Consider the following 14,118-nt stretch of genomic DNA (forward strand, 5'->3'; position numbering starts at 1 on the left):
TGCTGGCCGCCGTCATAGGCTTGACGTTACAATGGCATCTAGTGCGGGCATCTGTTCCGCTTCGTCGAACCTCAGCGTGGTCTTTACTATCCATGAGCGACACCCCGATTACCGACACCCCCATCCCGGCCAAGCGCTCAGGCGCCGGCAATATTGCGCTGATTGTCGCGCTGGCGGCATTGGGCCTGTCCGGCTGGCAATACTATGAAACCCGCGTCACGCTGGATCAGGCCCGTTTGTCGCTGGCGCAAAGTCTGGCCGATGCCGGCGGCTCCGCCCGCGTACTGCGTGAACAAAATACGGCGACCTTGAGCGGGTTAAAGGCTACCGATGCCAAGCTGGCCCTGCTGGAGGCGCGTGTTAACCAGTCTGCCGGGCAATATGCCACCTTGGAGGGCATGTACCAGGAGCTGACGCGTAACCGTAGCGACTGGTTGCTGGCCGAGGTCGAGCACACGCTGTCCATCGCCAGTCAGCAACTGCAGCTGGCGGGTAATGTGTCGGCTGCGGTGTCGGCGCTGGAAATGCTGGATACCCGCCTGGCCCGTTTTGACAGCCCGCAGCTGATCGGCTTGAAAAAGGCGATCAACAAGGACTTGATCGAACTCAAGGCGCTGCCTTATCTCGATAATGTCGGCATTACCCTCAAGCTGGATCAACTGATGCTGTCGGTAGATACCCTGCCGCTGGCGGTTGACCATCACCGTCTGGCTCCGGTGGCCGGTACCCGCCTCGTGCTGCCGGCGAATGCGTCGTGGTGGGAGAAGGCGCTGTCCGATTTGTCGGGCAGCATCGGCGAGCTGGTGCATATCCGTCGCATGGACAAACCCGAAGCCTTGCTGCTGTCGCCCGAGCAGGCCTTTTTCCTGCGTGAAAACCTGAAAATGCGCTTGCTGGATGCGCGCATGGCCTTGCAAGGCCGTTTGGGCGGGACGTTCAATGCTGATATCAGCGCCGCACGCAGTTATGTAGAGCGTTATTTTGATCGCGATGCACCGGCCACCCAGCAATGGCTGGCTACGTTGAACGGCATCAAGGATGCGCCGCTGGATGTCGAGTTGCCGGATCTGGCTGCCAGCCTCAAGTCGGTACGCGATGCGCAAGGCAGCGTGGAGGTGAAACCGTGAAGTTTGTGCTGTGGATTATCGGCCTGTTTGCGCTGGCGGTGCTGCTGGGGCTGGCGGCGACCGTCAATACCGGCTACGCCATCCTGTTTGTGCCGCCTTACCGCATGGAAGTCTCGTTCAATCTGCTGATCGTGGCGATCATTGTGCTGATTCTGCTGGCGCATGGCGCTTTGCGCCTGATCGCGCTGGCGGTACGCTTGCCGGAAGAGGTCCGCCAGTTTCAGCGTCAGAAAAAGCTCAAGGCTTCGCGCCATGCGCTGCGCGAAGCGGCGCTGGCTTTTTTTGAGGGGCGTTACCAGAAAGCCGAGCGCGAGGCGAATAAGGCGGTGGATGACGAATTTGCCGCGGAGAACCGCGCACTGGCCTTGATGATCGCGGCGCGCTCTGCTGCCCAGACCAACGATATCGCACACCGTGACGAATATCTGAGCCAGCTTGAAGGCTTGCCCGAGCGCCTGCAACTGGCGCGCCATATGCTGGAAGCCGAGCTGAATTATGAAGCCAAGCAGCCGCTGGAGGCGCTGGCGGCTATCGAGCGCGCGCGTGCCATCTCGTCCAGTCTGACCTCGGCGCTGAAGCTCGAACTCAAGATCCGCCTCAAGCTCAAGCAGCCGGAAGCGGTGCTGCAATTGAGCGAGAAGCTGCTTAAGTCGGATGCGCTGGATGCGGCGCAGGCCAGGCGTTACCGCCTGGCCGCCTATGCACAGCAGCTGGCTGGTTTTGCCGGTAGTGAAGAGATCAGCACCTGGTGGCGCAAGATTCCCGAAGTCGAGCGCGGCAATGCCGAGCTGGTTGCCCAAGTTGCGCAGCGCATGCTGGCATTGGGCGATGCGGATGCGGCCGCCACCTTGCTGGCGAGTGCCTTGTCTGCCGATGAGGATGCATCCGAGCTTGCGCTGCCATTGGCGGACATGGCCGGGCAGATCAGCGCAGCGCAGCGCATCCGTTTGATGAAGGAGGCCGAAGCCTGGCTGAAGTCACGCCCGCGAGACCATCAGCTCTTGTTTGCCCTGGGTTGCCTTGCGCAGGAGCAGAAACTGTGGGGCAAGGCGCAGAGCTATCTGGAAGCCAGCCTGTCGGTCACCCCTACGCTGCAGGCTTGTGCCAAGCTGGCAAGCTTGTTCTTTGCGCTGGAGAAGCCGGAGGCGGCCGAACGCTACCGGCAGCAGGCGCTGGAGATTGCGCTGGCGACGGCTTGAGTGCCCGCCTTTGATGATGAAAAAACCCGCTTCTGGCGGGTTTTTTCATGGTTATGTCCCCGTTACGGGTAGGCGCAGATGGGTTTTGGACTTTGTGTCCGCGCAGCGGACACATTAATTCAAGGCCAGGCTGTGTCTTCAGCCGGCAAAACCCAGAGCGGCGAGCTCGGCCGGGGTCAGAAAACGCCACTGCCCGGGTGCCAGCTCACCCAAGTCCAGCGAGCCGATGGCGATGCGGTGCAGCGCCTCGACACGATTACCGGCGGCAGCGACCATGCGCTTGACCTGATGGTAACGTCCCTGACTGATGGTCATATGGATGGTGTGTTCATCCACCTGCAGGACGGCATCGACCGCCAGTGCTTCATCCTCATCCCTGAGCAGTACGCCGCTTTGCAATTGCGATAGCAGCATCGAGTTGGCCGCATGCTTGAGCGTGACGCGGTAGCACTTGGGCACCTGCTTCTTGGGGGAGGTCAGTGCATGGATAAACTGGCCGTCGGTGGTCAGCAGCAGCAGACCGGTCGTGTCCGCGTCCAGTCGCCCCACCGCACTGACGCCCAGGTTGTTGAAGGGAAGTGGCAGGCGCGAGTAGACGCTGGGGTGGTGGATGGGCTTGTGCGAGGTTTCGGTATTCGCCTCTTTATTCAGCATCAGGTAGACCGGGCCACGCAGTATCTGCCACGGTTCGTCATCCACGCTTAAGCTGTGAAGCGCGTCCGGCTGCACCTTTGCACGCCAGTTGTCGGCCTGCTCGCCGTTGATTTCGACCAGGCCGTATTCGATCAGCTTGCGGCATTCCTTGCGGCTGCCGAAGCCTTGTTGTTGCAAGAAGCGGTAGAGTTCCATGGCGCGATATTAGCACGCCTCAGGGGGTAATCTGAATGGACGTGCTGGCGCGCTGGACACGGTTGCGGCCGGCTTCTTGGGCGCGATACAGCGCATCATCAGCCGCGCGCAACAGCGTGTCATTGTCCTTTCCGTGCTGCGGATAGGCCGAGACGCCGATGGAGATGGTAACGCGGATCGTGTGCTTGCCATCGGCGCTGATGACGTGTAGCTGTTCGATTTTGCGCCACAGCAGGCCGGCCTGCAGTCCGGTGTCGTCCAGCAGCGCTGGGTCGTGATTGCATGTGTAGTTTGTACAGGTAGAACTTGCTATTGCATCTCTACATTAGCCATTAGCGGCATCTTTGCAGATGGCTTGTGTTGATAGATAAGCGCTCTTTTGGCATGCCGTTTCTGCATGCTATGCATCGATATATTTCATTATTATTAAAATCTAATATGACTTAGAATAATTAAATTGAGTGATTTAGCTTTTTGGAATCGCTTTGGTGCATGGCTAACTTATTGTTCATGCAGGAATAATGCGGTATTTCGATCGTGGGAATGATGATGCGTGGAGTCGTTGAGGCGTGGGCCGAAGTAGAGGGACAAGATTTTCTGAGTGATGGACATTCACGGATGGATGCTGGGGTCGCTTTTGAGGATCTGGTCGATATCACCCAGATTTATCTGAAGGATATCGGTAGCTGCAAGCTACTCAGCGCGGCAAACGAACAGGCGCTGGCATTACGCATGGCAGAGGGCGACAGTAATGCGCAGGCCTTGTTGGTCAAACACAATCTGCGTCTGGTGGTCAGCATTGCCAAACACTATCTCAACCGCGGTTTGCCGTTATTGGACCTGATCGAAGAAGGGAATATGGGGCTGATGCATGCTGTCGAAAAATTCGATGTCAGCCGCGGTTTTCGCTTGTCTACCTACGCTACCTGCTGGATACGGCAAAATATCGAACGCGCCATCATGAATCAGTCGCGCACCGTCCGTTTGCCGGTTCATGTGGTCAAGGAGTTGAATGCCTGTTTGCGTGCCGCCCGCGAGCTGGAAAGCCACAGTGGCATCGAGCCGAGCATGGAAGAAATTGCCTGGCATCTTGGCAAGCCGGTTGCCGATGTGCGCCGCCTGATGGAACAGAATCCGCGCATGATGTCGCTGGATGCGCCGCTGGACAGGGATCCGGGCTTGAGTGTGGGGGAGGCGATTGCCGATACCGAACAGGCCGAGCCGGACGAGGCGCTGAACAATGCCGAATTGATGAGCTATTTGCAAGAATGGCTGGCTCTGCTGCCAAGCAAGCAGCGGCTGGTCGTCGAGCACCGCTATGGTCTGAACGGAAACGAGATCAGCACGCTGGAAGAAGTCGCCAGAATGCTGGGGCTGGCGCGCGAGCGGGTGCGCCAGATCCAGATTGAAAGTCTGGCCCGCCTCAAGCAGATTGCCAGCATGCAAGGCATCGAGGCCGATGCCGTTTTGTCTTGATAGCGCAAAGCGGCCCGCTGCCTTATATGGCTAGTGCGGGCCGGTTCAGGCTTTAGCGCTTGGGCTGGCTGAACAGTGCAGCTTGCGGGCGGGCCTGTTTGCTGCGTCCTTGCCCGGCCGGCTTGGCGCCTTGGGGTTTGGGTGCGTCATGGCCGTGTGGCTTGGCCTGATGCGCATGTGCCGCTTTTTGTTTTTGCTGGGCCGGCGCGCCGCGGCGCGCATTATTGCCTGCGTTTTGTCCCTGTCCCTGACGGCCGCCCTGGCCACGGCCTTGCGGCTGGCGCGGCTTGAGCAGCGGCTCGGGCTTGACCGACAGGTCGGCCTTGTAGCCGGCCACTTCGAAGCGTTCGATGTCTTTCTTGATCAGGCGTTCGATATCTTTGAGCAGCTTCAGCTCGTCCACACAGACCAGAGACACGGCTTCACCGCTGGAACCGGCACGACCGGTACGGCCGATACGGTGCACATAGTCTTCCGGCACGTTAGGCAGCTCGAAGTTGACCACAAACGGCAGCTGGTCGATGTCCAGGCCACGTGCGGCGATATCGGTGGCGACCAGCGCCTGCAAGTCGCCCGACTTGAAATTGGCCAGTGCACTGGTGCGTGCGCCCTGGCTCTTGTTGCCATGGATCGCGGCCGAGCGGATGCCGGCCTTGTCCAGTTTTTCCGACAGGCGGTTGGCGCCGTGCTTGGTGCGGGTGAATACCAGCAGCTGGTGCCAGTTATTGTCCTGAATCAGCTTGATCAGCAGATCGGTTTTCTTGTCGCGGTCGACCAGGTGCACGCGCTGGGCCACCAGCTCGCTCGAGGTATTGCGACGGGCGACTTCCACCAGCTGCGGATTGTCCAGCAGGCCGTCGGCCAGCGTGCGGATCTCGTCGGAGAAGGTGGCCGAGAACAGCAGGTTCTGCCGGCGCGGCGGCATGATGGCCAGAATTTTCTTGATGTCGCGGATAAAGCCCATATCCAGCATGCGGTCGGCTTCATCCAGTACCAGAATTTCAACCGCCGACAGATCGATGGTTTTTTGCTGTACATGATCAAGCAGACGGCCAGGGGTGGCGATCACGATATCGATGGGCTTACGCAGCTGGGCGTATTGCGGGTTGATGCTGACGCCACCGAACATCACCATGGAGCTGAGCTTCAGGTGCTGGCCATAGGTCTTGACCGATTCGGCAACCTGGGCTGCCAGTTCGCGGGTCGGGGTCAGAACCAGTGCGCGCGGGCGGCCGGCACGGGTATTGGCTGGCGTCGTAGCCAGACGCTGCAGCAAAGGCAGGGTAAAGCCGGCGGTCTTGCCGGTGCCGGTCTGCGCGGCCGCCAGCAGGTCGCCACCCTTCAAGACTTGCGGAATGGCCTGCAGCTGGATAGGCGTCGGGATGGTATAGCCTGCGTCGGCAACGGCGCGGGCAATAGGTTCGATCAGGCCGAGTTCGGCGAAGGTGGTCATGCGGTTTCCTTGCTGCGGCGAGCCGGTATCCGGCATCCATCCGCGCCGACTGCGGTAGAGTCAAAATAAAAGCACCGGCGGATGGCAGCCGGTGCAAGCGGGGCAGTATACGCGAAATGCAGAAGCATAGTGTCGGGATAGGGGGTATCGGGGAGCGGGGAACCGGGACTCGCGATGTTGATGCGAGCATGCTTGGCCGAAATGCTGAAACCCGAGTCCCGAGTCTACCCCTGCCTCACCACCACCGGCTGTTCGGGCAGCGGGAAGCCGGCTGCGGTCAGGGTGTCGCGTATGGCGCGGTTGCTGTCGAAGTAGACCTGCCAGTAATGGTCGGTATGGCAGTAGGGACGCACTGCCAGAACCGGGCCGCGCTCGTTGAATTCCAGAATCTCGATATCGGGTGGCGGCGTGGTCATCACATTGGCGATGGTGGCGATTTTTTCCCGCAGCAGGGTTTGCGCCAGTGCGTAGTCTGCCGAGTTGGCCAGCTGGGCACACAAATCGACACGGCGGTAGCCGTTGGTCGAGTAGTTCTGGATATTGTCGGAAAAAATCTTGTTGTTGCCGACCAGAGTCTGCACATTGTCCGGCGTGTTGAAGGTGGTGGCGAACAGGCCGATATTTTCCACCGTTCCGGTGACGCCGCCGGCACAGATAAAGTCACCGACCTTGAACGGGCGCAGTACCACCAGAAAGATGCCGGCAGCGAAGTTGGCCAGCAGCCCGCTCCACGCCATGCCGATGGCGATGCCGCCAGCGGCAATCACGGCGGCGAAGGTGGTGGTCTGCATGCCGAAATAGCCGAGGATGCCGATGATCAGGATGACGGTGAGCGATACCGATAAAAAGGAATGGACATAGCGCTGCAAGGTCGCGTCGATATTGCGCCGTATCAACTGGTCGCTGACCAGACGGCAGGCCAGATTGATCAGCCAGCGTCCGATAATCCATAGCGCAATGGCGGCCAGAATGTTCAGCCCTATGCTGACGGCGATATCTGTCCAGTGACTCCAGTTGACTTGTGGCATGACGTGCTCCTGCAAGGTGGATGAAGTTGCAGCATAGAAGCTGGGCTTGGGCCTGCAAGCGCATTGCCATCGCCAAGGCCCGCTTGTTAAGCTGCGCCTCCTTTGCTGCTGCACCTCCTTATCGCGGGGTCGCAGGCAATTTCCGGGAACATCATGAAGACACGTACTTTTTACGCGTTGGCTGCCTGTTTGCTGCCATGGACGCTGGCGCAGGCCGCCAGCCAGGTATTGCCGCTGGATACGCGGGCCAGTGCTTATTTCAATGGCTGGCCGGAGGCGGGCGCCAAACAGGGCGGGCATTACCCCGGTGCAGTCAATCTGGCGTCCAGCTGGCTGGGCAAGCTGGACGATGACCAGCTACAGGCGCTGCTGGCGCGCAAGGGTATTGCCGTGCAGCAGCCTTTGGGCCTGTATGGCACGGGCAGCAAGGCGGTGGCCGCGCGCCTGGGCAAGTTGGGTTATCGCCATATCAGCTATCTGCCGAATGCCTTGGCCGATACGGCCAAACTCAAGGCCCTGCCTAATTATCAGGCACTGGTGCCGGCATTCTGGCTGCGCGATTTGCAGCAGGGCAAGCCGGTCACTGCTGCGCCGGCCAAGGGCTGGAAGCTGTTCGAGGTGGGCTGGAGTGTGCCCAAGGCTTATCTGCTAAGCCATATTCCCGGCGCGGGGTATATCGATACCAATACGCTGGAATCCGAGCCACTGTGGAACAAGGTGGACGACAAACAGCTGGAAGCCACTTTGCTGGCGCAGGGCATCACCAGCAGTACGCCGGTCATCCTGTACGGGCGCGATACGCTGATGGCGGCGCGCGCAGCCCATATCCTGATGCTGGCAGGGGTCAAGGATGTGCGCATCCTCGATGGCGGCTATCCGGCCTGGAGCGCGGCGGACTATCCGGTGGCGCGCGGTTTGCCGCCGCCGGTCACGGCAGCGCGTGCCTGGGGCGGGCCATTTCCGGCACACCCGGAGTGGCTGGTGTCTACCGCCGAAGCCAAGGCCCTGCTTAAGTCGCCAAACGGACGCCTGGCCAGCATACGCAGCTGGGCCGAGTTTACCGGCGAGACCTCGGGTTACAGCTATATCAAGCCCAAGGGCGATATTCCCGGTGCGGCCTGGGGTCATGGCGGGGTGAACGCCAATGATATGAGCGACTTCCGTAATCCGGACCATACCATGCGTTCGGCCGACGAAATTGCCGCTTTCTGGCGCGAGGCCGGCATTTTGCCTGAGCAAAGAGTGGCGTTTTATTGCGGCACCGGCTGGCGCGCATCCGAAGCCTTTTTCTACGCTTATCTGATGGGCTGGAAACAGCCGGCGGTGTATGACGGCGGCTGGATGGAGTGGAGCAGCGATCCGGCCAATCCTGTGGTGCGAGGCGAGCGCCCGATCAAGCCTTGAGCCGTGGCCGCCTGCGTGGCGAGTGCAGGCGGCTTTCGCATTTTGCTTGCGTATGGCATGGTAGCGTGTGTCCCATTCGTAATAAGAACACAGGAAACCATCATGCAAGAGCAACACGCCTGGTCCGGCCGCTTCTCCGAGCCGGTCTCCGAACTGGTCAAAAAATATACTGCATCCGTCAATTTCGATCTGCGCCTGGCTGAATTCGATATCGAAGGCTCGCTGGCGCACGCCACCATGCTGCACAAGGCCGGTGTATTGTCGGATGCCGATCTCGCTGCCATCCGTCGCGGCATGGCGGACATCCTGAGCGAGATCCGCGCCGGCGAGTTTGACTGGCGCGTGGATCTGGAAGACGTGCATATGAATATCGAGCGTCGCCTGACCGACAAGATAGGCGATGCCGGCAAGCGTCTGCATACCGGGCGTAGCCGTAATGATCAGGTTGCCACCGATATCCGCCTGTGGCTGCGTGCCCAGATCGATGCCATCGTGCCGCTGATCGGCGAGCTGAAAACCAGCCTGCTGGATCTGGCAGATGAGCATGCCGACACGGTGATGCCGGGCTTTACCCATCTGCAGGTGGCGCAGCCGGTAACCTTTGGCCACCATATGCTGGCCTATGTCGAGATGTTGTCGCGCGACGCCGAGCGCATGGGCGACTGCCGCCGCCGCGTCAACCGCCTGCCTTTGGGCGCGGCGGCACTGGCCGGCACCACCTTCCCGATCGACCGCCATTACACCGCCGAATTGCTGGGGTTTGACGATGTGTGCCACAACTCGCTGGATGCGGTGTCCGATCGCGACTTTGCCATCGAGTTCACCGCGGCCGCATCCTTGGTGATGGTGCATCTGTCGCGCCTGTCCGAAGAGCTGATTTTGTGGATGAGCCCGCGCGTCGGCTTTATCGACATCGCTGATCGCTTCTGTACCGGCTCCTCCATCATGCCGCAGAAGAAGAACCCGGATGTGCCTGAACTGGTGCGCGGCAAATCGGGGCGCGTGGTTGGCCACCTGATGGCGCTGATCACGCTGATGAAGGCGCAGCCGCTGGCCTACAACAAGGACAATCAGGAAGACAAGGAGCCCTTGTTTGATACGGTTGATACCCTGATCGACACCTTGCGCATCTACGCCGACATGATGCGCGGCATCACGGTCAAGCCCGAGGCAATGCGCGCCGCCGTGCTGCAGGGCTTCGCCACCGCCACCGATCTGGCCGATTATCTGGTGAAAAAGGGTCTGCCGTTCCGCGACAGCCATGAAGTGGTGGCCCTGGCGGTGCGTCATGCCGAAGGGCAGGGCGTGGATCTGGCCGATCTGTCGCTCTCGGTGCTGCAGGGCTTTAGTGCGCTGATCGCGGAAGATGTGTATGTGGTGCTGACGCCGGAAGGCAGCCTGGCCCAGCGTGATCATGTTGGCGGTACCGCACCGGCACAAGTGCGTGCCGCGATTGCCCGTCACCGTCAGTTACTAGGCTGATAGCCTTGCCGGAGCCGCCCTGCTTGGTATCAGGCAGGGCGGTAACCCGGTATTTCCTGCCCCAACTCTTTAGTTGTAAAAAAGTCACTGCTATCTGATTTTGGTGGCGCTATGGACTGCTAACACCCATAGTAGCAAGATTGCGTTTTTTGCTCGCCATGACGTCATGACCCCTCTGAATGATCCCCGTGTCGCATCGCGACCGCGCCGCCTGCTGCTGGTGTTGCTGGTCGTATTGCTGCCGGCCTTGCTGGGTTGGGGCATTACGCTGGTGAGCATTTATCTATCGATGCAGTCGCGGCTGGAGGGTGTGGTTGGCGGGGCGCACGACGCCGTGACGCTGGTGTTCAAGAGTGCCGACGCCACGGCCAGTGAGGCGCTGTTGCTGGTTGGGCAGCCTTGCCAGGGCAAGACTTTGCGCTTGCTACGCGAGCTGACCACGCGGGCGCTGTATGTACGTACTGTCAACCTAGGCTCCGGCGAACATTACTATTGCTCGTCCTTGTACGGGGCCCTCAGCAAGGAGACCGAGCTGTCCGGTTATGCCGGCGGGCGCACCAAGCTGCGTCTGGGCAGTCAGCTGACGCCGGGCGGTGGGGTACTGGCCTATCGGGCGCTGGCTGCGGATGGCTCGTTTGCGGTGGTAGGCATCTCAGGTGGTCATTTGCGTACCGCCTTGCGCCAAGGGGGGCTGTCCGATGGCATGTCGCTACAGATAGGCGACAAGTGGATGGATAGCGAGGGTGGCGTGCATTCAGGCACGCCACCCCGCAGCCTGTTGCTGGAGACTCGCCGCCAGCATGCCATCTATCCGTTCACTATCGTGGCGGCGGTATATTGGCCGGCATTTCTGGCCGAGAGCAGGGTCAGCTACCAGCCCATGCTGATCCTGCTGTTATTGCTCGGCAGCTGGGCCGGGTGGTTCTATTACCAGTGGTTGCAGCAGCCGCGTCCGGCCTCCGAGGTGATTGCCGCCGCGGCTGAGCGGCAGGAATTCATCCCTTTCTTGCAACCGCTGTTTGATGCCAGGAGCGGGCGCCTGATGGGCGCCGAAGTGCTGCTGCGCTGGCAGCATCCGCGCGATGGCCTGCTGTCGCCATTTGCCTTTATCGAGGCCGTCGAAAAAAGCGGGCAGATGGGGCGGATTACGCGCCAGCTGATGCAGGACGTGACCACCGCCCTGGCGCCACAGGCTGCGCGTCTGCCTGACGGCTTTCATCTGGCTTTCAATCTGGATGCCGGGCAGCTGGATGACCCGTGCCTGCTGGATGATTGCCGTCGTTTGATGGCGGCATTTCCGGCGGACAAGCTGGTGTTGACGCTGGAGCTGACCGAACGCGAAGCTTTTGGCAGCGACGGCCATTTCGAGGTTTTTAGCGCCCTGCAGGCACAGGGCATCCAGCTGGCCATCGATGACTTCGGTACCGGCCAGAGCAGCCTTGCCTATCTGCACCAGCTCGCCATCGACACGCTGAAGATAGATCGTGCTTTTGTCGACGCGATCGGTCGCGATTCGCTGGGCAAGGTGGTGCTCGATGCCATCATCGCGCTGGGGAAGCAGCTGAACCTCAAGCTGGTGGCCGAAGGCGTGGAAACCGAGGCACAGCGCGACTATCTGGTGGCCGCCGGTGTCGATTTTCTGCAAGGCTATCTGCTGGCCCGGCCCATGCCGCTGGCCGGTTTTATCGCGCAACTACCCGAATAGGCCATAACCCATCTATTTATCGGCTCAAGGTTCTGCCTACCGCCTCGTTCCAGCCGCCGTAGAGCTGTTCGCGCCGCTTGTCGTCCATGCCCGGGGTGAAGCGTGCCTCCAGCTGCCAGTGGCCGGACAGCTCGTCCAGCGAGCCGAATACCCCGGCGCCCAAGCCCGCCAGATAGGCGGCGCCCAGTGCCGTAGTCTCGGTCACCTGCGGGCGCTCGACCGTTACGTCCAGCATGTCGGCCAGAAACTGCATCATCCAGTCATTGCCGACCATGCCGCCATCCACCCTCAGTGCCGAGGGCGCACATACGCCATCGGCTTGCATCGCCGCCATCAGGTCACGGGTCTGGTAGCACACTGACTCCAGCGCCGCACGCACGATATGGGCAATGCCCGAGTCGCGGGTCAGGCCGATGATGGCGCCGCGTGCCAGCGGGTCCCAATAGGGGGCACCCAGGCCGGTAAAGGCCGGTACCAGATAAACACCGCCGGTGCTTTCCACCTGGCGCGCCAGCGCTTCGGCCTCTCCGGCGTGGTCGATCAGCCTGACCGCATCCCTGAGCCACTGCACTGCCGCACCGGCGATAAAGATGCTGCCTTCCAGTGCATAGGTGGTTTGGCCCTGCAGGCGGTAACACACGGTAGACAGCAGGCGGTGGCTGGATGCGACCACTGTGGCGCCGGTGTTCTGCACCATGAAGCAGCCGGTACCGTAGGTGGACTTGATCATGCCCGGCGCGAAGCAGGCCTGGCCCACTGTCGCTGCCTGCTGGTCGCCGGCCATGCCGGTAATGGGGATGGGGGCACCGAACAGACGCGTGATGCCGAACTCGGCGGCATTGTCGCGCACCTCGGGCAAGAGCGAAGCCGGAATGCCGAACAGCGCCAGCAAATCGGCGTCCCATTGCTGGGTATGGATATTGAACAGCAAGGTGCGCGCGGCATTGGTCGCGTCGGTGGCGTGCACCCGCCCTTCGGTCAGCCGCCACAGCAAAAAGCTGTCTATGGTGCCAAAGGCCAGTTCACCGCGCTCTGCGCGCTCGCGCACGCCGGGTACGGTATCCAGCAGCCAGCGTATCTTGCTGGCAGAGAAATAGGGGTCGAGTACCAGCCCGGTACGCGCGGCCACCAGTGCACTATTGTCCGCTGTGGCCAGCATCTCGCATAAGGCGGCTGTGCGCCTGTCCTGCCACACAATCGCGTGGTACACCGGCTTGCCGGTGGCCCTGTCCCACAGTACGGTGGTTTCACGCTGGTTGGCGATGCCGATGCCGGCAATAGGCTCGGTGCTCGCACCGGGTGTGGCCAGCGCCTGGCGGCATAGCATCAGGGTATGGTTCCAGATCACCTCGGGGTCGTGCTCGACCCAGCCCGGCGCCGGGAAAATCTGTGGCAGCTCGGTCTGGGCGCGGGCAAGTACTGTACCTTGGTGGTCGAACAGCATGGCGCGGGTGCTGGTCGTTCCCTGATCAATGACAAGCAGACGTGGCGGCATTGTGGTTTCCTTGGCAATTTTGGCCGGCTGAATTTGCGCAAAACGGCCTGTTTATGTTAAAGACTGGTGCTTGTATTTTCGTTTCCGAACCATCATGAGCCGATCACCCCGTCACGACAAAATCCTGCAACTGGTACGCGAAAGCGGTTTTATGCCAATCGAAGAGCTGGCACGTCTGCTGGATGTGACGCCGCAAACGATACGCCGCGACATCAACCAGCTATGCGAAGCCAATCTGTTGCGCCGTTATCACGGCGGCGCCGCGCTGGGCAATAGCGTCGAGAATGAAGACTATTTCGCGCGCAAGGGCAAGCTGCAAAGCGAAAAAGCCCATATCGCCGGCCTGTTGGCCGAAAGCATTCCCGACCATGCTTCGCTCTTTATGAGCATAGGCACAACCATGGAGGCGATTGCCCAGGCGCTGACGCTGAGCCATAAGGGCTTGCGCGTGATCACCAACAACATCCACGTCGCGTCCATTATGTCGGCCAACCCCGATTTTACCGTGCTGATCACCTCTGGTGTGGTGCGTGCGTCCGATGGCGGCATCACCGGCGTCGCGACCATGGACTTCATCAACCAGTTTAAGGTCGATTATGCGGTGATTGGTGCTGCCGGTATCGAGACCGACGGTTCGCTGCTGGATTTTGATTATCGCGAAGTGCGCGTGGCGCAGGCGATGATGGCCAATGCGCGCCATCTGTTCCTCGCTGTCGATCACAGCAAATTCGGCCGCAATGCCTTGGTACGTATGGGGCATATCAGCGACTTCCATACTGTCTTTACCGATGCAGCACCGCCGGCGGCGCTGGGCAAGCTGATGCAGGAACATAACGTCGAGCTGCAACTGGCCGAAGCGTGAGGCGGGGGGCGGGGATTCGGGACTTGGGATCCGGGACT

At 60.7% G+C, this 14,118-nt stretch carries 12 protein-coding genes; 7 read left to right on the plus strand and 5 right to left on the minus strand.

The window, feature by feature from the left end:
• Positions 1-92: 92 nt before the first annotated feature.
• Both GQF02_RS05360 and GQF02_RS05365 read left to right on the plus strand, forming a co-directional pair.
• Positions 93-1,127, plus strand: coding sequence for a uroporphyrinogen-III C-methyltransferase (locus GQF02_RS05360; protein ID WP_160795445.1), 1,035 nt, complete (start codon positions 93-95; stop codon positions 1,125-1,127).
• Positions 1,124-2,326, plus strand: coding sequence for a heme biosynthesis HemY N-terminal domain-containing protein (locus GQF02_RS05365; protein ID WP_160795447.1), 1,203 nt, complete (start codon positions 1,124-1,126; stop codon positions 2,324-2,326). Before GQF02_RS05360 ends, GQF02_RS05365 begins: the two co-directional genes overlap by 4 nt.
• Before the next feature lie 138 nt (positions 2,327-2,464).
• Here GQF02_RS05365 and GQF02_RS05370 read toward each other — a convergent pair whose 3' ends face one another.
• Together GQF02_RS05370 and GQF02_RS16200 are read right to left on the minus strand one after the other, a co-directional pair.
• Positions 2,465-3,175: a pseudouridine synthase gene (locus GQF02_RS05370; protein ID WP_160795449.1), complete on the minus strand. Its 711-nt coding sequence runs from the start codon at positions 3,173-3,175 to the stop codon at positions 2,465-2,467.
• A 19-nt stretch (positions 3,176-3,194) separates the two neighbouring features.
• Positions 3,195-3,488, minus strand: coding sequence for a diguanylate cyclase (locus GQF02_RS16200; protein WP_160795711.1), 294 nt, complete (start codon positions 3,486-3,488; stop codon positions 3,195-3,197).
• Positions 3,489-3,793: 305 nt separating this feature from the next.
• Between GQF02_RS16200 and rpoS the strand changes: the two genes are divergently transcribed.
• Positions 3,794-4,651, plus strand: a complete 858-nt coding sequence (gene rpoS, locus GQF02_RS05380) for an RNA polymerase sigma factor RpoS (RefSeq protein ID WP_235930067.1) — start codon at positions 3,794-3,796, stop codon at positions 4,649-4,651.
• Between the two features lie 52 nt (positions 4,652-4,703).
• On the opposite strand, the gene GQF02_RS05385 is transcribed toward rpoS, so the two are convergent.
• Together GQF02_RS05385 and GQF02_RS05390 are read right to left on the minus strand one after the other, a co-directional pair.
• Entirely contained in the window at positions 4,704-6,104 is a 1,401-nt protein-coding gene (locus tag GQF02_RS05385) for a DEAD/DEAH box helicase (RefSeq protein WP_160795453.1), read from the minus strand.
• A gap of 224 nt (positions 6,105-6,328) precedes the next feature.
• Positions 6,329-7,132, minus strand: a complete 804-nt coding sequence (locus GQF02_RS05390; protein ID WP_160795455.1) for a mechanosensitive ion channel family protein — start codon at positions 7,130-7,132, stop codon at positions 6,329-6,331.
• A gap of 153 nt (positions 7,133-7,285) precedes the next feature.
• On the opposite strand from GQF02_RS05390, the gene GQF02_RS05395 reads away from it, so the two are divergent.
• The 3 genes from GQF02_RS05395 (at position 7,286) to GQF02_RS05405 (ending at position 11,723) form a co-directional block, all read left to right on the plus strand.
• Positions 7,286-8,536 (plus strand): rhodanese-like domain-containing protein, encoded by a 1,251-nt coding sequence (locus tag GQF02_RS05395; protein WP_160795457.1) that lies wholly within the window; start codon positions 7,286-7,288, stop codon positions 8,534-8,536.
• A gap of 102 nt (positions 8,537-8,638) precedes the next feature.
• The gene (gene argH / locus GQF02_RS05400; protein ID WP_160795459.1) at positions 8,639-10,018 is read left to right on the plus strand and encodes an argininosuccinate lyase; all 1,380 of its coding nucleotides are present in this window, start codon (positions 8,639-8,641) and stop codon (positions 10,016-10,018) included.
• A 166-nt stretch (positions 10,019-10,184) separates the two neighbouring features.
• A complete protein-coding gene (locus GQF02_RS05405) occupies positions 10,185-11,723 on the plus strand; it encodes an EAL domain-containing protein (RefSeq protein ID WP_160795461.1) in 1,539 nt (512 codons plus the stop codon).
• Between the two features lie 16 nt (positions 11,724-11,739).
• Here GQF02_RS05405 and glpK read toward each other — a convergent pair whose 3' ends face one another.
• Complete coding sequence (gene glpK, locus GQF02_RS05410) at positions 11,740-13,218, minus strand: glycerol kinase GlpK (protein WP_160795463.1); 1,479 nt, start codon at positions 13,216-13,218, stop codon at positions 11,740-11,742.
• 94 nt (positions 13,219-13,312) lie between these two features.
• Here glpK and GQF02_RS05415 point away from each other — a divergent pair, with 94 nt between their 5' ends.
• On the plus strand, positions 13,313-14,080 hold the full coding sequence (locus tag GQF02_RS05415; protein WP_124734867.1) for a DeoR/GlpR family DNA-binding transcription regulator: 768 nt from the start codon (positions 13,313-13,315) through the stop codon (positions 14,078-14,080).
• Positions 14,081-14,118 lie beyond the last annotated feature (38 nt).

Source organism: Craterilacuibacter sinensis (assembly GCF_009831765.1).
GTDB classification, from domain to species: domain Bacteria; phylum Pseudomonadota; class Gammaproteobacteria; order Burkholderiales; family Chromobacteriaceae; genus Craterilacuibacter; species Craterilacuibacter sinensis.